15 protein-coding genes are annotated in these 19076 nt (G+C 66.8%); 3 read left to right on the plus strand and 12 right to left on the minus strand.

Features of this window, described 5'->3' with window-relative positions:
• Window positions 1-2: 2 nt before the first annotated feature.
• Window positions 3-1565: an ABC transporter substrate-binding protein gene (locus tag RM543_RS17505; RefSeq protein ID WP_311694036.1), complete on the minus strand. Its 1563-nt coding sequence runs from the start codon at window positions 1563-1565 to the stop codon at window positions 3-5.
• 356 nt (window positions 1566-1921) lie between these two features.
• On the minus strand, window positions 1922-2314 hold the full coding sequence (locus RM543_RS17510; protein WP_311694038.1) for a winged helix-turn-helix transcriptional regulator: 393 nt from the start codon (window positions 2312-2314) through the stop codon (window positions 1922-1924).
• A gap of 83 nt (window positions 2315-2397) precedes the next feature.
• On the opposite strand from RM543_RS17510, the gene RM543_RS17515 reads away from it, so the two are divergent.
• Window positions 2398-3885: an amidohydrolase family protein gene (locus RM543_RS17515; protein ID WP_311694039.1), complete on the plus strand. Its 1488-nt coding sequence runs from the start codon at window positions 2398-2400 to the stop codon at window positions 3883-3885.
• A gap of 118 nt (window positions 3886-4003) precedes the next feature.
• On the opposite strand, the gene RM543_RS17520 is transcribed toward RM543_RS17515, so the two are convergent.
• The 6 genes from RM543_RS17520 to RM543_RS17545 form a co-directional block, all read right to left on the minus strand.
• Window positions 4004-4765, minus strand: coding sequence for an SDR family NAD(P)-dependent oxidoreductase (locus RM543_RS17520; RefSeq protein WP_311694041.1), 762 nt, complete (start codon window positions 4763-4765; stop codon window positions 4004-4006).
• Complete coding sequence (locus RM543_RS17525; RefSeq protein WP_311694043.1) at window positions 4762-5664, minus strand: NAD(P)-dependent oxidoreductase; 903 nt, start codon at window positions 5662-5664, stop codon at window positions 4762-4764. The genes RM543_RS17520 and RM543_RS17525 overlap by 4 nt, the downstream gene beginning before the upstream one ends.
• Window positions 5661-7373: a dihydroxy-acid dehydratase gene (locus tag RM543_RS17530; RefSeq protein WP_311694045.1), complete on the minus strand. Its 1713-nt coding sequence runs from the start codon at window positions 7371-7373 to the stop codon at window positions 5661-5663. The genes RM543_RS17525 and RM543_RS17530 overlap by 4 nt, the downstream gene beginning before the upstream one ends.
• Before the next feature lie 33 nt (window positions 7374-7406).
• On the minus strand, window positions 7407-9032 hold the full coding sequence (locus tag RM543_RS17535) for a TRAP transporter large permease (RefSeq protein WP_311694047.1): 1626 nt from the start codon (window positions 9030-9032) through the stop codon (window positions 7407-7409).
• Complete coding sequence (locus RM543_RS17540; protein ID WP_311694049.1) at window positions 9029-9577, minus strand: TRAP transporter small permease subunit; 549 nt, start codon at window positions 9575-9577, stop codon at window positions 9029-9031. The genes RM543_RS17535 and RM543_RS17540 overlap by 4 nt, the downstream gene beginning before the upstream one ends.
• Before the next feature lie 65 nt (window positions 9578-9642).
• On the minus strand, window positions 9643-10722 hold the full coding sequence (locus RM543_RS17545; protein ID WP_311694051.1) for a TRAP transporter substrate-binding protein: 1080 nt from the start codon (window positions 10720-10722) through the stop codon (window positions 9643-9645).
• A 200-nt stretch (window positions 10723-10922) separates the two neighbouring features.
• Here RM543_RS17545 and RM543_RS17550 point away from each other — a divergent pair, with 200 nt between their 5' ends.
• Entirely contained in the window at window positions 10923-11819 is an 897-nt protein-coding gene (locus RM543_RS17550) for a LysR family transcriptional regulator (RefSeq protein ID WP_311694053.1), read from the plus strand.
• A gap of 15 nt (window positions 11820-11834) precedes the next feature.
• Here RM543_RS17550 and RM543_RS17555 read toward each other — a convergent pair whose 3' ends face one another.
• From RM543_RS17555 to RM543_RS17570, 4 genes are all read right to left on the minus strand, one after another.
• On the minus strand, window positions 11835-12800 hold the full coding sequence (locus tag RM543_RS17555; RefSeq protein WP_311694055.1) for an ABC transporter permease: 966 nt from the start codon (window positions 12798-12800) through the stop codon (window positions 11835-11837).
• A complete protein-coding gene (locus RM543_RS17560; protein WP_311694057.1) occupies window positions 12797-13750 on the minus strand; it encodes an ABC transporter permease in 954 nt (317 codons plus the stop codon). The genes RM543_RS17555 and RM543_RS17560 overlap by 4 nt, the downstream gene beginning before the upstream one ends.
• The gene (locus tag RM543_RS17565) at window positions 13747-15582 is read right to left on the minus strand and encodes an ABC transporter ATP-binding protein (protein WP_311694059.1); all 1836 of its coding nucleotides are present in this window, start codon (window positions 15580-15582) and stop codon (window positions 13747-13749) included. The genes RM543_RS17560 and RM543_RS17565 overlap by 4 nt, the downstream gene beginning before the upstream one ends.
• Window positions 15583-15659: 77 nt before the next feature.
• Window positions 15660-17399 (minus strand): ABC transporter substrate-binding protein, encoded by a 1740-nt coding sequence (locus RM543_RS17570; protein ID WP_311694061.1) that lies wholly within the window; start codon window positions 17397-17399, stop codon window positions 15660-15662.
• A gap of 429 nt (window positions 17400-17828) precedes the next feature.
• Between RM543_RS17570 and RM543_RS17575 the strand changes: the two genes are divergently transcribed.
• Entirely contained in the window at window positions 17829-19073 is a 1245-nt protein-coding gene (locus RM543_RS17575) for a metal-dependent hydrolase family protein (RefSeq protein ID WP_311694063.1), read from the plus strand.
• Window positions 19074-19076 lie beyond the last annotated feature (3 nt).

Here is a 19076-nt window from a genome sequence, read left to right on the forward strand (position 1 = left end):
GGTCACTCCACCTCGAGGTTATCGGGACGCAGGTCCATGTAGTAGAACGTGTAGGGCTGCCACGTCAGGTCCTTGCGCACGCCGTAGGTCTCGAGCGGCTGGTAGAGGATCGTGCCCGGCGCGTCGTCGGCCCAGATGTCCAGCATCTCGGTCGCGAGAGCCTGACGCTCCTCGAGCTCCGTGGTCACCTCGAGTTCGCGGCCGGCGGCGTTGAACTCCTCGTTGGACCAGGTCTTCCAGGTCTGCTGCGGACCGCCCGGAGGACCCCAGGCCAGCCAGAGCGCGCCCAGCGGATCGGGATAGCGCGTGGAGTTGGACCAGTTGCGCATCATCAGGTCGTTGCCGCGGAGGCTGTTCAGGTCCTCGGTAACGTTCAGGCTGACGTTCAGCCCCACATCCTTCCACATCTCGACCATCGCCTGAGCCGCGGGTAGGGCGTTGAGGTAATAGCTCGGATGAGTGGAATAGACGATCTCCTCGCCGTCGTACCCGGACTCTTCCAGAAGAGCGCGCGCGGCCTCGGGATCGTAACGAAGGTCGTCCCGGCCGGCATCGTACATGTCGCCGTATTCGGGATACTGGTGGCTGTTCGGCACGGTCGCCTGGCCGCCCCAGAGCGCTTCGTTCAGAAGATCGCGGTCGATGGCGAGGTTCATCGCCTGGCGGACCCGCTTGTCTTCCAGCACCGGGTGGTTGGTGTTGTAGACGAGGACGTGCGAGTTCGCGAGCGTGACGCTCCTGGTCTCGATGTCGTCGTAGGAATTGATCTGCGCGATCTGGTCGGGCGCGATGTTGGTGACGATGTCGAACTCGCCGCTGACGAGGCCGGAGATGCGCGCGGCATCCTCGGGCACTGCACGGAAGGTGACGCTGGCCGCTGTGGGGCGGCCGCCGTAATAGTCATCGAACGCTTCGAGACGGATTTCCTGGTCGGCCTGGAACTCGTCCAGCATGTAAGGGCCGGTACCGACCGGGAAGCGCGGCAGGCCGCCGGTTTCATCGGCCTTCTCGCGCCAGTCGTCGGCGTTCACGATCCAGGACGCCCAGGAGGCGAGGCGCTGCTCGAGAAGCGGATCGGGCTCGGTCGTCGTGAAGCGCACGGTCAGGGGACCTGTCGCCTCGACGCTTTCGAGCGTCGCGAAGTAGCCGGCACCTTCGGGCAGGAGCGTGTCATCACCGGTGAGGCGCTCGGGCGAGAAGGTGAAGGCCACGTCCTCGGCCGTCAGCTCGGCGCCGTTCTGGAACGTGACACCGGGGCGCAGGTGCACCTCGAGGGTACGGTCGTCCACGCGCTCCCAGCTCTCAGCGAGGCCGGGGGTCAGCTCGGCGCCGCTGCCGCCCTCTTCGGAGTTGAAGTCGCGGCGGATCAGGGTGTCGTAGACGGAATAGGTGATCCGCGTTCCGACGTTGGAGAGCTCCTTCGCAGGCTCAAGGGTGGGCGGCAGGCCGGCCACGGCGATTGTCAGGTCCGGACGGCTGTCGTCCTGTGCCGTCGCGGCGCCGCCGAACGCCGTCAGGAGCGCCGCAGCGACCACGAGCGTACGGGCGGGTTTTTCAATGAGCATCATGCTGTCCCCAGGGTTTGGTGCGTTTGCCCCGGTGCTAGAGGCGTCGTGTGACGATCCCGCAAACCATCTGTGAACCTTGTGTGATGAACTGCCCGAACGCCGGTTAAACGTTTTTATATGGGCATTCGCGAAGATCTCGTGCCGGCGCGGATGACGGAAGATCCCGAGGCTTACCCCGTGCACCTCACGCGCCCTTCCGCGCCGTCCGCGATCTCATGCTGTGCCAGTCAAAAAAGCGGTCGGGCAGCGCCCGGTAACGCCGTCCCCGGCGTGCGGCTGAAGTTCCGGGGGCGGTCGTCCCCCCCCGTACCGCCGGACAACCCCCGCCGCCACGCTGCGACAGGGGGCGCGGTTCACGCGACGGAGGCGTGGGGGTCGCCCGCTTCCCCGTCATGGGCCGCCTGGTTGCGCTCGATCTCGGTGCAGTTGAGCGCGGACCACTCACAGAGCGCGAAGAGCGGCTGGACGAGGGTCTCTCCGAGAGGCGTCAGGCTGTACTCGACCTGCGGCGGCGTCTTGTGGGCGAAGACCTCGCGGGCGACGAGGCCGTCCCGTTCCAGGCCACGCAGGGTGACGGTCAGCATCCGCTGGGAGATGGTCTCGATCTCCCGCCGAAGCTGGTTGTAGCGCTTCGGCCGCTCGGACAGCACGAGGATCGTCAGGGCCGCCCACTTGTTGCCGACATGGGACAGGATCGGCGAGATCCGGTTGCAATCCCCGGGAACAGACATGTGCCCTAGCTTCATGAACGTGCCTCCTTGAGCCGCCGTTTTCACACCCTTATCCCTCCTAACATACTATCGGTAACCATGCACCCGGAGGATCATTCATGTGCGAACTCTGCCGCTCAGCCGGCCCGAACCGCCGCTCCTTTCTCAAGTTCGCCGCCGCGGGCGCTGCCGCGACCGCCGCGCTCCCGACATTCCTGTCCGGCCCCGCCGCCGCGCAATCCCTGCCGCAGGGCGTGGGCCAGCAAGGGCGCCGGACGTTGATCCGCGGCGGTCACGTGATGAGCATGGATCCGGCGATCGGTGACTTCGAACGCGGCGACGTGCTGCTCGAAGGCAGCCGCATCGTCGAGATCGCGCCCTCCATCGACGCGCCGGGCGCCGCCGTCATCGAGGCCGGTGGCCGGATCGTCATGCCGGGCTTCATCGACACCCATCACCACCAGTTCGAGACCGCACTGCGCTCCTTCCTGCCCAACGGGATCATGTACGCGACGCCCGAGCGCGAGGGCGCGCGCAACTATCTCGACGACATCCTCGGCAAGCTCTCGGTGGTGTACCGCCCGGACGACGTCTACATCTCCGAACTCTTCGGCGGGATCAGCCAGCTCGATGCGGGCGTGACGACCGTGCACGACGTCTCCCAGATCCACCACTCGCCCGCACATTCGGACGCGGCGATCCGGGGCCTCCGCGATGCCGGGCGCCGGGGCGTGTTCGGCTATTTCGAGGGCTATGGCGCCGATGCGCAGTACCCGCAGGACGCCCGCAGGATCCGCGACGAGCATTTCAGCTCGGACGACCAGATGCTGTCCATGATCATGGGCGGCGAGGCCTACCTGCCGGACGTGGACCCGCTCGACCTGTGGCGCCTCGGGCAGGACCTGGACCTTCCGATCGCGCTGCACGTGGTCGGCAGCCTCGGCATGGCCGAGACGATGGACAGGCTGATCCCGCACTTCACCGACAAGCACCTCTTCATCCACATGACCGGGATGAGCGATGCGACGTGGCGGCGGGCGCGCGATGTGGGCGCGCATGTTTCGCTCTCCGTGCCGATCGAGATGCAGATGCGCCACGGCATGCCGCCGATCCAGAAGGCGCTCGACATGGGCATCGCGCCGTCCCTGTCGGTGGATGTGGAATGCACCATGACGGCGGACTTCTTCACCCAGATGCGCGGCGCCATGACGCTCCAGCGCGCGTTCGCGAACCAGGCGGCGCTCGAGGGTGCAGAGAATGCGCCGACGCTGCTGACCTCCCGCGACGTGCTCGAATTCGCGACCGTGAACGGCGCGAAGGACCTCTGGCTCGATCACAAGGTGGGCAGCCTCAGCCCCGGCAAGGACGCGGACATCATCCTGCTCGACGCCGAGGCGCTGAATGTCGCGCCGCTGAACAATGCGCCGGGCGCGGTGGTCAATCTCATGGAGCGCTCGAACGTCGAAACGGTGCTTTCCGCGGGCGAGATCCGGAAATGGAAGGGCGAGATGGTCGGCTTCGACCTGCCCGCCCTGACCGACCAGATCACCCGCTCGCGCGACTACCTCTTCGAGACGGCCGGGATCGAGCGGTCCCTCTTCGACTGAAGGGATCGGACGGAGAGCGGGGCGGCGGCACGGGATGTTCCGAGCCGCCGCCTCGGCGGTGATCGGGACCGGTACCCCTCGTCGCCCTTGCGGCCCCGGACTCCGAGTGGATCGCCCGTCAGCTGTCGCCGTTGAGATGCAGGCCGCTGTCCAGCGAGAGGACCGTTCCCGTGATCAGGCGGGCGCCTGTGCTCAGCCAGTAGACATCCGCCGCCACGTCCTCCGGCCGGCCGACGAGCTGCAGCGGCGCGCGGCGCTCCTGAAGCTCGACGCGGGCATCGAAGATCCCCTTGTCCATACGCTCGACGAAACCGCCGGAGATCAGGGCCGGGCAGACCGCATTGACGCGAACCTTCGGCGCCAGCACCCGCGCGAGGGACATGGTGAGCGTGTTCGTCGCGCCCTTGGACGCGGCATAGGCGATGGAGGACCCGGTGCCCCAGATCGCACCGTAGGACGAGACGATCACGACACTGCCGCCCTCTCCAGCCTTCAGCGCCTCGGCGCAGGCGCGCACGATCTGGAAGGGCCCGGCGGTATTGACCGCCGTCGTCATCATGAAGTCGTCCATGGACAGACCGTCGAGGTCGTGATGAGGCACCATTCGCGTCGCGCCGGCCGAGGACACCAGGGCGTCGATCCCGCCGAAGGTCTCCGCGGCGAGGGCGGCAAGCGCACGGCACTCGTCATCCTTGGTCACATCGGAGCGAAGCGCGACGGCCCTGCCGTCCGGCGCCTCCTCCACCAACGCGTCGGCGCCCGCCTTCTCGTCCTCGAGATAATAGCTCAGCGCGACATTCCAGCCCTCGCGCAGGAAGTGGCGCGTGCAGGCCAGCCCGATGCCGGACGCGCCGCCTGTGATCACTGCTGTTCGGGTCATGCGCCTGCGTCCTCGTCCGTCTGTGTCAGAGCGTCCTCGTAGAGCCGCACGAGGGCGGAGAGGTCGCTGTTGAAATCGATATCGGGATGATCTCCGGCGCGGTCGTACACCCGGCGCGCGGCATCGGTGAGTGGGACCTCGGCGCCGATCTCGGCGGCGAGCGCCTGCACCAGCCCGGTATCCTTGCGCATGAGGGAAATCGCCCCGAGACGCGGGCTGAAGGACTGCGCCGCCATGCGCGGGCCGAAGATGCGCAGCGGAGCGGAATCGGCGAAGCCGCCGGCGAGCGCCGATGCCAGGGTGTCCACATCCACCCCCGCCTTGCGGGCGAATGCGGTGGCCTCGGCGATGGCCACCACGTTCGTGGCGGCGATCATCTGGTTGCAGATCTTCATCACCTGGCCCGCGCCGGAGGGGCCAACATGCGTGACGCGCGCGGCGACGGCCTCGAAGAGAGGCGCAAGCATCCCTACACCCTCGGCCGTCCCGCCGGCGAAGACGATCAGCTCGCCGCTCTCCGCCGCCGGGACACCGCCGCTGACGGGGGCGTCGACCCATGCAACGCCCTTGTCCTCCGCACGGTCCGCGAACCTCCGGGCAGCCTCGGCGGAGCCGGTCGAGAAATCGGCGACGGCGCGGGCGGTGATGTCCGTTGCGGAAAAGAGACCGCTGGGGCCGAAGGCAACCGTTTCGACCGTGTCGTGGGATGAGAGGCAGAGACCGACGAGCTCCGCCCGGGACATCACCTCGGCCGGATCCGCGGCGGCGACGGCCCCCTTCTCCTCCAGAGCCGACAGCGGGCCCGGCGAGCGGTTCCAGGCGATGACCTCGTGGCCCTCCGCAAGAAGGCGCGAGGCCATCGGCAGCCCCATGTCGCCCAGTCCGACGAAGCCGATCACGAGGTGGGATCCTTCTCCCAGATGACGCCGCCGCTATGGGTCACGGCCCCCTTGTCCGCCGAGCCGACAGTCGCCGCGTACTTCTCCAGAAGGCCGCCCCGCGCCATGCCCTCGCGCGGCGTACGGGTCTCTCGGCGCCGGGTCAGGGTGCCCTCGTCCACGTCCATCTCCATCGTGCAGATCCCGGCCGTCGCGTCGATGCGGACGATGTCCCCCTCCTGCAGAAGACCGATCGGCCCGTCCGCCGCGGCTTCCGGGCAGATGTAGCCGATGCACATGCCGCGAGTCGCGCCGGAGAAGCGGCCATCCGTGATCAGCGCGACCTTCTCCCCCCTGCCCTGCCCGTAGATCAGCGCCGTGATGCCGAGCATCTCCCGCATGCCCGGTCCGCCGCGCGGACCCTCGTTGCGGATCACGATGACGTCGCCTTCGTCGTAGTCCATCGTCCGGATCGCCGCGAGACAGTCCTCCTCGCATTCGAAGACGCGGGCCGGGCCTTGATGGGTCAGCTTCTTCAGACCGGCGACCTTCAGGAGCGCGCCGTCCGGCGCGAGGTTGCCTTTCAGCACGACGACCCCGCCGGTGGGGGCGATGGCGGCGGAGGTCGGGCGGACGACTTCGCCATCGGGGGATGGGGTCTCCGCCAGCTCCTCGGCCATGGTCCGCCCGGTGATCGAGAGGCAGTCCCCGTGGAGGTAACCGCCGTCGAGCAGCGCCTTGAAGATCACCGGGGCGCCGCCGGCGTAGAAGACGTCCCGCGCGAGGAAGCGGCCGCCGGGCTTGAGATCGGCGATGAGCGGCGTGCGGGAAAAGACCTCGGCCACGTCATCGAGGTGGAACGCGATCCCCGCCTCGTGGGCGATGGCGGGAATGTGGAGCGCGGCGTTGGTGGAGCCGCCGGTGGCCGCGACCACGGCGCAGGCATTTTCGAGCGACTGGCGTGTCACGAGGTCCCGCGGCAGCGGCGCATCCCCCTGCACGGCCGCCATCAGGACCTTTCCCGCCCTCCGCGCGAGCGGCGCGCGTGCGGCATAGACGGCCGGCACCATGGAAGACCCCAGAAGAGCGAGCCCGAGGATCTCGGAGACCATTCCCATCGTGTTCGCGGTGAACTGCCCCGCACAGGCGCCGGCGGTCGGCAGGCAGCTGCGGGTCATCCGGTCCAGCTCCTCCTCGGTCGCCTCGCCGGCGAGCACCTGTCCGATGGTCTCGTAGGTGTCGACGATATTGACGTCCTTGCCGTCGATCTGACCGGGCAGGGACGAGCCGCCGTAGAGGAAGAGCGAGGGCACGTTGCAGCGAACCATCCCCATCATCAGGCCGGGCATGTTCTTGTCGCAGCCGCCGATCCCGAGGATCCCGTCCCACTGATGCCCGCGCACCGTCGCCTCGACGCTGTCCGCGATCAGCTCGCGGGAGATCAGGGAGAACCGCATCCCCGAATGCGCCACGCTGAGGCCGTCCGACACGGAGACGACAGGGCATTCGTGGGGCGTCCCGCCCGCCGCGAAGACGCCGGTCTTGGCATGCTGGGCCTGGTCGCGGAGCGTGGTGTTGCAGGGGCTCATGTCCCCGCCGGTGTGGATCACGGCGACATGCGGCGCCGCGATATCGTCGTCATCGAGACCGAGTGCGTAGAGGAAGCTGCGCGAGGTGCTTCGGATCGTCCCGTCCCTGACGATCTCCGAACGGAAGCGGGGCGTTTTCATGCCAAACGGCTCCTGAGAAGGGTGTGCGGGCCGTCAGCCCGCCAGAAACGCCGGCAACCACGTCGCGATTCCCGGCCAGAAGAGAACGACGCCGAGGATCACGATCTGGATCGCGACGAAGGGGACGATGCCGCGATAGATCGCGCCCGTCGTGACCTCCCTCGGCGCGACCGCCCGGAGATAGAACAGCGCGAACCCGAAGGGCGGCGTGAGGAAGCTGGTCTGCAGGTTCAGCCCCATGACCACGGCGACCCAGACGGGGTGGAAGAGGACCGATCCGTCGGCGGCGCTGAAGGAGAAGAGCACCGGGGCCATGATCGGCGTGACCACGAAGACGATCTCCAGGAAGTCGAGGAAGAACCCGAGGAGGAACATGATCGCCAGCATGCTGGCGAGTGCGATCCACGGACCGCCCGGCAGGCCGCTGAAGAACTCGTTGACCGTCTGCTCTCCGCCGAGGCCCCGGAACGCGAGGTTGAAGACCTGTGCGCCGATATAGATCGCGAAGACCATGACCGACATGTGCAGCGAGGCGCGCAGGATGGAGCCCAAGGTGGACGGCCCGTCATCCGCCTTCGCCACCCAGATCCGCCAGAGACTGACGGCACTGCCCCAGACGAAGGCGAGGAGCGCCAGCGAGACGAGGGCAACGTTGACGGTATCGCGCGTGGTGATCGTGGTCCGCGTCAGGCGCAGGTCGGTGTACAGAACGAAGAGAACGACGACCACGGCGCCGGCGAGCGCGACGATCTGCGGCAGGGAGGACTTGTCCGACAGCCGCTGCCCGGCGAGGAGGATTGCCCCGATGGACCCGATGGATGCGGCCTCGGTGGGGGTCGCGACGCCGAACAGGATGGAGCCGAGCACGGCGATGATGAGAAGAAGCGGCGGAACGAGGAGCAGAAGGACCGGGCCCAGCTCCACCTTCTCGCCTTCGTCCATCACGCTCGGCGCGCGCTTGGGGAAGATGAGCGCGACGGTGAGGATGTAGAGCACGTAGACGCCGACAAGGATCAGTCCCGGCACCAGCGCGCCGGCGAAGATGTCGCCGACGGAGACGGGATCGGGCGCCCAGTCGCCGACGCTGCGGCGCGCGGTGATATAGGAGTTGGAGAGCACGTCGCCGAGGATGATCAGGACGAGCGACGGCGGGATGATCTGCCCCAGCGTGCCCGAGGCGGCGATGATCCCGGTGGACAGGCGCGTGTCGTACTTCGCCTTCATCATCGTCGGCAGGGAGATCAGGCCCATGGTCACGACCGTCGCCCCGACGATGCCGGTGGAGGCCGCCAGCAGCATTCCGACGATGGCGACCGAGATGCCGAGCCCGCCGGGCATCCTGCCGAAGATCTTCGCCATGGAACTCAGAAGATCCGCGGCGACGCCGCTGCGCTCCAGCGTGACCCCCATGAAGACGAAGAGCGGCACGGCAACCAGCACCTCGTTCGTCTCGTCCATCAGGCCGTAGATCCGCCCGAAGAGCGCGCGGAGGAAGGAGAGGTCGCCGGTCGCGAAATAGCCGACCTCGAAGACGACCCCGAGCACGGAGAACAGAAGCCCGACGCCGGCGAGCGTGAAGGCGACGGGGAAGCCCCGAAGCAGCATCACGATGGCCACCGGGAACATCAGCAGGTCGAGATAGGGAATGATGGCGCTCACAGCGAAGTATCCGTGCGGTAGATCGGCGCCGTGGAGCGCCCGGCGAGGCGGGCGCCCGCGCGGATGATGCTCGAGATCGCCTGGAGGGAAACGAGGGCGCAGAAGCCGAAGATAAGCGCCTTGAGCAGGTAACGCAGCGGGATGCCGTTCGGCTCGATCGAACCTTCCTTCACGGCCCAGGCCATCGTGATGTTCGGCAGGGAGGCCCAGGCGATCACGATGCACAGGGGCAGCACGAACAGAAGGTTGCCGAAGAGCTCCGTCAGATCCTGCACGCGAGGGCTCGCGCGGTCATAGAGGATGTCGACCCGCACGTTGCGGTTCCACAGCATGGAATAGGACGTGCCCAGAAGGATCGCGATGCCATGCAGGTAGACGATGCCCTCCTGCAGCCACACGGCCGGAATGCCGAAGAGCATCGACGTCGAGAAGACGTAGCGTGCGACGACCACGGCGAATTGCAGCAGGACCATAAGGAGGATGGACCAGCACACGACGCGCCCGATCCGGTCGGTCACCGCATCGATGATGGCGGCAAGTTTCATGGCGGTGCCCTTCTGGGAGGATCGGCGAGACGCGCGGAGCGTCCCGCCGGCCGGATCGCGTAGGCTCAGATGCCCCAGGCGCGGGCGCGGTCGGAGTACATCTGCCCTTCGAGCAGCTTGCCGCATTGCGTGGCCTGCTTGATGAACTCGACGTAGGGCCCGTGGATCTTCTGGGACATCTCGTCGTCGCCGGGATAGGCTTCCAGCACTTCGACGGATGCCTTGCCGAGAGCATCGACCACGTCGTCGGGGAAGACCGTGGGCGTCACGCCGTCCGCCATGAGCTGCTCGAGCGCAACGGCGTTGTTGTAGGCGAAGGCCGTTGTCGTCTCATCGGCCACCGCAGAGACGATGGATTCCGCGATGACCTTCTGGGCGGGAGTGAACTCCTCCCAGACATCCATCCGGAAAATCGTCTCGAGGCCGGCGCCCGTCTCGTGGGGGGCCGGCATGTAGTAGTAGGGCGCGACCTTCGCGAGGCCGAGCGCGACGTCGTTCCAGGGACCGACGAACTCCGCCGCGTCGACCACGCCGGATTGCAGCGCCGGAAAGATCTCGCTCGGCGGCAGGTTGACCGAGGAGACACCGACCTTCTGCATGATCTCGCCGCCGAGGCCGGCGATGCGCATCTTGAGGCCCTGCATGTCGTCGAGGGATTCGATGGGTCGCTTGAACCAGCCGCCAGCCTGCGCCATGGAGCTGCCCGCCCAGAAGGGCTTGAGGTTGAACGGGGCGTAGGTCTCGTCCCACAGTTCCTGACCGCCACCGTAGCGGATCCACCCGCCCAGCTCGCTGGCCGACAGCCCGTACGGCATGTTGGTGTAGTACATGGTTGCCGGGATCTTGCCCGCGGCAAAGTAGGGAGCGCTGTGGCCCATCTCGGCCGCGCCGCTGGAAACGGCGTCGTTCACGGCATAGGGCGGGACGAGCTCGCCGCCGCCGAAATACTCGACCGTCAGGGTGCCGTCGGTCGCATCGGTCATGAGCTTTGCGATCTTCTCGGGCGCCTGGCCAAGGCCCGGAAAGCCGCGCGGGAACGTTCCGACCAGCTTCAGAACGCGCTTGCCCTGGGCGATTGCCGGGGCACCGAGGGTCATGGCGCCCGCTCCGAGCGCCGCACCGGCGAGAAGTGTTCTGCGTTTCATTGGTTATTATTCCTCCCTGAAGACGACAGCGGCATGGCTCCTCCAGCTCGGCCGCCGCGCATGCCCCAGAGGGTAATTCAAACACCGTCTATCCCGCAACACGCAATTTTCCGTGTGCTTTTATCCCGCTTTATGCAAGCGTTTTCGAAATCGGCAGCGCGATCCCGACGCCCGCCGAATCCTGAAACGAGGTCATCCCCGTGGTCACGCTGAAGCAACTGGAGGCGCTCTACTGGATCGGCCGGCTCGGCAGTTTCGAGGCCGCGGCCCGGCAGCTCGAGACGTCCCAGTCTACCATAACCCGTCGCATACAGGAACTGGAAGCCGTGACCGGCGCCGCTCTCTTCGACCGGACGACCCGCATTCCGACCCTGTCGCGGCAAGGGCAGGATGCCTGCGCGCAGGCCGCCGGGATCCTGGAGGGCGCTGAGGACTTTCTCGCCCGGCTGACGTCGCCCGAGATGATCGCCCGGCGGGTGTCCATCGGCGTGACGGAGCTGTCGTCCTTCAGCTGGGTGCCCGGCTTCCTGCGCACCGCCCGCGCCCATTTCCCGAAGCTCGAGCTGGATCTGCGTGTGGGTTCGGCGCCCCAGTTGCGGCAGCTTCTGTCGCAGAACGAACTCGACATGGCCGTCGTGCCCTCGGCGCTCTTCCCGCAGGAATTCGCGGTCAGCAAGGTGGCGACGCTGGCCACGTCCTTCTGCGCGGCGCGGGGCGCGTTCGACGAGGGGGGCCCGCTGACGCGCACCGACCTCGCGCGCATGCCCCTCATCGTGCAGGAAAACATGCTCTTCGATCAGGTCGTCTCCCGTGCCTTCGTCGGGGCGGAGGCGGACAAGGTGACGGTGACCGAGGGCCTGCTGCCCCTCCTCGCCTTCGTCGCCTCCGGCTACGGCATTTCCGTCCTGCCGGACTTCATCCTCGACACGGCCCCCTTCGACGCGGTGCTGGCGCGGATCAACACGGGCGCCACGCCCGAGCCGCTCGATTACGTCGTGGTCCACCCCCGGACGACGCGCAGCCCCGTGGTGCTGAACCTGATCGACATGGTGCGGGACGCGTGCGGCTTCGAGCAGTTCTTCGCCGTGGAAGGCTGATCGCGGGGCGCGACCTCAGGCAGCGCCGGTCCTGACCCGCGGATCGAGGGCGACGTAGAGCAGATCGACGACGATGTTCGCCACGACGATGAAGAAGCCGGCCAGGAGCACGATGCCGATGATGACCGGCCGATCCTGGCTGTTTACCGCCTGCACCGCGAGCGAGCCGATCCCCTGAAGCCCGAAGACCTGTTCGGTGACGATGGCGCCGCCGAGCAGGACCGCGACATCGGCGCCGAGCTGCGTCGTAAGCGGCGTCAGCACGGCGCGCAGGCCATGCTTGAAGACGACGACCCGCTCCTTCAGGCCCTTCGCGCGCGCCGTCCGGATGTAGTCTTCCCCCAGGACCTCGAGCATCTGCCCACGGGTGAGCCGGGCATAGATCGCGGCAGAGGTCAGCGCGAGGGAGAGCCATGGCAGGACCAGGTGCCACGCCCAGTCCAGCACGCCGTCGCTGATCGGCTTGTAGCTGCCGGCCGGAAACAGCGTGAACCCCGCCTGGCGGGGCAGGAAATAGAGGCAGTAGAGCGCGGCCATGCCGAGCACGAAGGACGGGAAGCTGACGCCGACGAGGATGAACACCTGGCCCAGTCGATCCCGCAGGCTGCCGGGCTTGCGCGCCGACATGATCCCGATCGGGATGCCGAGCAGAAGCCACATCACGACGGCCCCCGCGCACAGGGAGATCGTGGCCGGCATGCGCTGCTGGATCAGGGTCAGGACAGGCTGCTGGTTGCGATAGGAGAAGCCCAGATCCCCCGAAAGCGAGCGCATGACGAAGTCGCCATACTGCGCGAGAACCGGCTTCCCGAGGCCGAGATTCTCCCGCACCTGCTGCACCTGCGCGTCCGAGGCCCGCTCCCCGGCGACGAGCCGCGCGGGGTCGCCCGGCGCGACGAAGAACAAAAGGAAGATGAAGGCCGACAGGAGGAACAGGACGAGGGCAGCGAACCCGACGCGCTTGGCGAGAAAACCGATCATTTCGCGTCTCCCTTCGGCCGGGACCGCTTGGGCCAGATCCGCCAGCGCATCTTCACCGGCCGGAAATTGGCCTTCGGATCGAGCGCGTCGCGCAGCGTGTCCCCGAGGATGTTGAAGGACAGTGTCGTCAGAAGGAGGATCACGCTCGGGAACAGGATCAGCCACCACGCGAACATGTAGATCGAGTTGTTCGCGGCCTCGGACAGCATCCCGCCCCAGCTCGGCGCGGGCGGCACGATCCCGAGACCGAGGAAAGACAGCGTGGATTCGAAGATGATCGAGGTCGGGATCATCATCGTGGTGTAGATGATGATCGGAACGCTGAGGTTGGGCAGGATGTCGATCACCATGATCGACAGGTGCCCCGCGCCCAGCGTCCGGCTCGCCATGACGAATTCCCGTTCTCTCAGGGACATGACCTGACCGCGGATGACCCGCCCCATGATCGTCCAGCTGAAGAACACGATGACGGAGACCGAGAGGGGAATGCTGGTTCCGAAGACCGATACGAGGGAGAGCATGCACAGGAGGACCGGTATGGACATAACGAAGTCCATCATGCGCCCAAGGACGACATCCACCCAGCCGCCGAAATAGCCGGCGAGGACGCCGACCGTCACGCCGATGCAGGCCGCCAGCAGGGAGGCGATGACGCCGATCAGGAGCGAGACGCGCGCGCCGTATGCGAGGCGGACGAGGACGTCGCGCCCGAGCTGGTCGGTGCCCATCAGGAATTCCGGGCTCGGCGGCACCGGAAGGCCCTGCGGCGTCAGCCCCGTATCCCTGAACTGCTCGACCGGGGAATGGCCGACGACATACGCGATGGCGTCCGCCCCGATGGCAAAGAGCGCGAGCACCACGATGAAGGCGAGGGACAGCATGCCCGCCCTGTCGGACAGGACCCGGCGCAGGGTCAGCTCGAAGGAGCCGCGTTGGACGATATCGCTCATGCGCTTGCCTCCTGCATCGACGCCGGAGCGCGCGCCCCGACCATGGCGGCCTCGAGGAGCTGCCTTGTGTAGGGGTGGCGGGGGCGTTCGTAGATCTCGGCGGTCGTGCCTTCCTCGACCACTTCGCCGGCATTCATCACCATGAGCCGGTCGCTGACGTGGCGTACGACCGAGAGGTCGTGGGAAATGAAGAGGTAGGACAGATCCCGCTCGATCTGGAGGTCCTGGATCAGGTTCAGGATCTGGGCCTGGATCGACACGTCGAGGGCGGAGACCGGCTCGTCGAAAATCACGATCTTGGGTTGCAGCGCGAGCGCCCGCGCGATGCCGATGCGCTGACGCTGGCCGCCCGAGAACTCCGACGGAAAGCGGTTGTAGTGCTCGGGATTGAGGCCGACGAGGTCCATCAGATCCCGCACGCGGGCCTTGCGCTCCTCCCCGGCGCAGACGCCGTGGATGCGGAACGGATCGCCGATGATCGCGCCGACGCGGCGGCGTGGATTGAGCGAGCCGAAGGGGTCCTGGAACACCATCTGGACGTTCTGCCGGAGACTGCGCCAATCGTCCGGTCCGAACTCAGCCATGTCGCGACCGAGGATCGAGACGCGGCCCCCGCTCGGGGCGTGGAGCCCCGCGATGATCCGCGCGAGGGAGGATTTCCCGCAGCCGCTTTCGCCCACGATGCCGAGCGTTTCGCCGCGCCTCAGCGTCAGGTTTACGCCCTTCAGGACTTCGGTCGTCTTGGCTTTGCCGAAGAAGGAGCCCGAGTGGTAGGTGAGCCGCAGGTCCGCGACGTCGATCACCGGCTCGGGCTCGGGCGCGGCGGCAAGCCCTGCCGGACGGACCGATTTCGCTGCGGGCGTTTCTTGCGTCCCGGACAGGCCGCCCTCGACCCAGCAGAGGTAGTCCGAGCCGCGCCCGTGCCGCAGCGGCGGGCGTTCGGCCCGGCACCTGTCCATCACGGCGGCGCAGCGCGGGGCGAAGACGCAGCCGGCCGGGGATTCCAGAAGGCTGGGCGGCTGGCCGGGGATCGAGCTGAGCCGCCCGGTCGCCGTGTCATGCGCCGGGGACGAGGCGAGCAGGCCTTGGGTATAGGGATGATCGGGGTGGCCGAGGACGGCGGCGCCCGTCCCCGTCTCCATCCGGTTGCCCGCGTACATCACCATGGCGTTGTCGGCGATGCTGGAGAGAAGGGCGAGATCGTGCGTGACCATGATCACGGCGGTGCCGAGCTCCCTCCGCATCTCGTCGATCATCTCGATGATCTGCGCCTGGATGGTCACGTCGAGCGCCGTGGTCGGCTCGTCCGCGATCAGGAGGGCAGGTTTCAGGGCGACGGCCATGGCGATCATCACGCGCTGCCGCATGCCGCCCGAGAACTGGTGCGGGTAGTCGTGGACCCGCGCTTCGGGCTCCCGGATGCCGACGAGACCGAGCACGTCCACAGCCTCCTTCAGCGCCTCCGCCCGGGTCAGGGAGCGGTGCGCGAGGATCGCCTCGCATATCTGCTGGCCGACGGAGAAGTAGGGGTGCAGCGCCGAGAGAGGGTCCTGCGAGATCATCGCGATCCGGTCGCCGCGGAGCCGCCTCATCTGCCGCTCCGGCAGGGTCACGAGATCGCGGCCCTCGAACAGGATGCTGCCGCGCCGGGCGGTGTTCGGCAGGAGCCCCATGATCGACTGCGACAGGACGCTCTTGCCGGACCCGCTTTCGCCGACGATGCCGAACATCTCCTCGGCCTCGACGGAGAAGGAGACATCGCGAACGGCATGGAGCTCACCGTCCCCGGTGGGAATGTCGATCGAAAGGTTACGAACCTCGAGAACGGGCATGTGAGGCCTTCGCAGAAATGGTGCGGCCAACCCCCCGCGAGGGAGGCTGGCCAGTATTCAGGTTGGTCCTGTGCGGATCAGCGATCGAGCCAGACGTTGGTCCAGTCCCCCTGCCCGCCGGCGGCGTAGGGCAGGAAATTCTCGACGTCCTCGCCGTGGTACATGACCGTCTGGAGCGAGACGAGCGGGATGGTCGGCACGTCCGCCGTGACCATCTCGTCCACCTCTTCCCAGAGCTCGCGGCTTTCCTCGAGATCGGTGGTCACGAGCGCCTGCTCGGCCAGTTCGGTGGCCTCGGGATTGTTGTAATCCGAGAAGTTGAAGGTGCCGTGGGTGCCGTCATAGGTGTATTGCGGCGTGTAGATCGAGCGCGCCGCGCCACCCGGCCAATCGGGGGACCAGCCAGAGGGAACGAGGTCCCAGACGCCGTTCTGGGCGTTCTCGAAATTCGTGATCAGGCGGGCGTAGAAGTCCGACGCCGGCGTCGGGATCAGTTCGATCGTGAAACCGGCCTCCTGGAGCGACGCCTGGATGACCTGGGCCACCGCGGGATCCGAGCCGAGGTTGCGGAACGGCATCTTGAGCGTCAGCCCGTCCGGGTAGCCCGCCTCGGCGAGAAGCGCCTTGGATTTCTCGGGATCGCCCTTGTCGTCCGGGGTCGGGAAGAGGTTGAACTCGTGATGTCCGACGACGCCGGACGGCATGATGCCGTGAAGCGGCGAGGCGAATTCCTCGCCCCCGAACTGCTGGACCACGGCGGCCCGGTCGATCGCGTAGGCCAGTGCCTCGCGGACCTTGAGGTTGCGCAGCGCCCCGTCGTTGTTGTCCGAAACGGTGTTGATCCAGACCATCTTGGACGAGCCCTGCGCCACGGCGGAGATCTTGTCGTCGCCTTGCATGTTCAGCATCTGCACGGTCACGGGCGGGACGGGAATGTCGTACAGCATGTCGCCATCGCCGGACTGGAGTTGCTGCATGGCCGCATCGGCCTGCACACCCGCGATCACGTCGATCTCGTCGACATAGGCGTTGCGAAGCGGATCGCTCTCGGCCTCCCATGCGGGGTTGCGCACGAGATGCACGACGCTGTCGGGCACGTAACTTTCGACCGTGTAGGGACCGGAAGCGATGTAGTTCTCGCGGTAATCCGGGCTGTCGGGCAGGTAGTCCAGGACCTCGATCGGCGCCGGGGACGCGGGGACCAGCGTCAGCAGGTAGATGAAGTCGTTCGCGGCCTCGGTGAGGCGGAAGATCACGGTATCATCGGACGGGGTCTCGATCCCGGCGATGTCATTTCCCTCGATGTAGTCCTTCATCGCCTCGGGCGTCGGCTCGATGTCCGCAAAGCCCTCGCAGAACTCGGTCACGCCCTCGATCAGTCCGTCGAAGAAGCTGATGGAGGGAGAGGGAAGAGAGGGGTTGCACATCCGCTTGAACCCGCGCGCCACATCGGCGGAGGTGATCTGGCGGGCGCCGTCCGGCGCGTCCCAGTTGGCGCCGTCACGCAGCGTGAAGGTGTAGGTCAGGCCGTCATCCGTCGGCGTCGGGATCTCGGTCGCGAGGTCACCGAAGGGCTGGATCTGTTCGTCCGGATCGTCGGACGCCTTGAAGCTGACGAGCTGGCGCTGGACCGCCCGGAAGAAGTTGCCGGTCACGGCGGTCGCGGGCGGCACTGTATCGAACCGGTCGACCTCGGCGGTGCCGAGGATGCGAAGGGTGCCGCCGGTCTCGGGATCGGCCGCGGCCTCGGACGCGGGAAGCGCGAGTTGCAGAGCCAGGGCTCCGAACATCGTGGTGGCGAGAAGGTTTCTCTTCAAGGTGGTGTCCTTTCCGCCGCTACCGGCGCTTCCTGTTGAACGCGTTATTCTGAGCTTCGGCGGCAGGAAATGATCCCTCACCGCAGAAGATGTGCGCATTTGATCAAGACACCTCGAACCTAGGTTTGTCCCTGAATTTTTGTCAAGCGACATCATCCGCCCTTCCCGTGGGGTCCGGGAAGGCCATGGCGCGTGAGGGGACGATCCGCGTAGATAATTGGCTGCACCCCACCCGTTCGGACACCCCGCACAAGGCTATTTACATCAGGTGTTTATGGTATTCTTGATTACCATAGGCGTGCACCGCGAAACTCCGGACGCTGATTGTGATAGTTTGATCAAGCAACTTTACACGGCATCCGCCTATCGACTAAGCCTCGGTCACGTAGGCCCCGCCTGCGCCTCAGACGCCAATCCGAAAGGCCGGACATGACCACCACGCTCTTTATCAACGCTACCCTTTTCGACGGTGTATCGGACGAGCTTCGTGAAGGGGTCTCCGTCGTCGTCGAGGATGGGCGCATCAAGGAGGTGACGACCGAGCGTCTGACCTCGAGCGAGGGCGTCACCTATGATCTCAAGGGCCGCACGCTGATGCCGGGCCTGATCGATTGCCACGCCCATGTCTTCGCGATCAACCTCGTCGCCGAGCGCAATCGCGACATCGCGGTGACCGAGATGACCGCCCGCGCCGTGCCCCGGATCCGCAAGATGCTGGATCGCGGTTTCACCTCCGTGCGGGACGTGGCGGGAGGCGATGTGGGCATCCGGAACGGCGTCGCGAAGGGCTTCATTCCGGGGCCGCGCCTCTTCGTCGGCGGCCCCGGCCTGTCCCAGATCGGGGGCCACGGGGATCACCGCAGCCTCACCGACGACAGCCTCGACATCGACGTGAACGCCTCCGCCTTCAACTTCGATTGCCATATCGTGGAAGGCGAGCAGGCGCTGCGCAGCCATGTCCGCAACGAGTTGCGCAAGGGCGCCGACCACATCAAGGTCCTGGCGTCCGGCGGTGTCGGCTCCCCCACCGATGCCATCGACCAGATCCAGTACAGCGAAGGGGAAATCCGCGCGGTCGTCGAGGAGGCGGAGGTGCGCGGCAAGTACGTCTGCGCCCATGCCTACGAGAGCAAGGCGATCGCACACTCGATCCGCGCCGGCGTGCGGACCATCGAACACGCCAACCTGATCGACGCAGAGACGGCGAAGATGGTGGCGGACGCGAACGCCTTCATCGTTCCGACGCTCGTCGCCTACGAAGTCACGGCCGAGCATGGGCAGGAGCTTGGCCTCTCGCCCTACGTGATGGAGAAGCTGAACTACGTGAACGAGTCCGGGCTGAAGATGCTGGGGCTGGCGAGCGATGCCGGCGTCCGGCTCGGCTTCGGGACGGACCTGATGGGAGAGATGGAGTTCGCGCAACTTCAGGAGTTCACCATCCGCGCCCGCGTCCAGCGCCCGGTGGACGTGCTCAGATCCGCGACTTCGGTGAACGCCGAGATCGTGCAGAAAGAGGGCGAACTTGGCGTCATCGCGCCCGGAGCCATTGCCGACATCCTGGTGGTCGACGGCAACCCGCTGGAGGACATGGCGATCATCGCCGAGCCCGAGAAGAACCTGCGACTGATCATGAAGGACGGCGCGATCTACAAAACGGACCTCGCCGCCGCGTGAGAC

The organism is Tropicimonas omnivorans, from assembly GCF_031846565.1.
GTDB classification, from domain to species: domain Bacteria; phylum Pseudomonadota; class Alphaproteobacteria; order Rhodobacterales; family Rhodobacteraceae; genus Tropicimonas_B; species Tropicimonas_B omnivorans.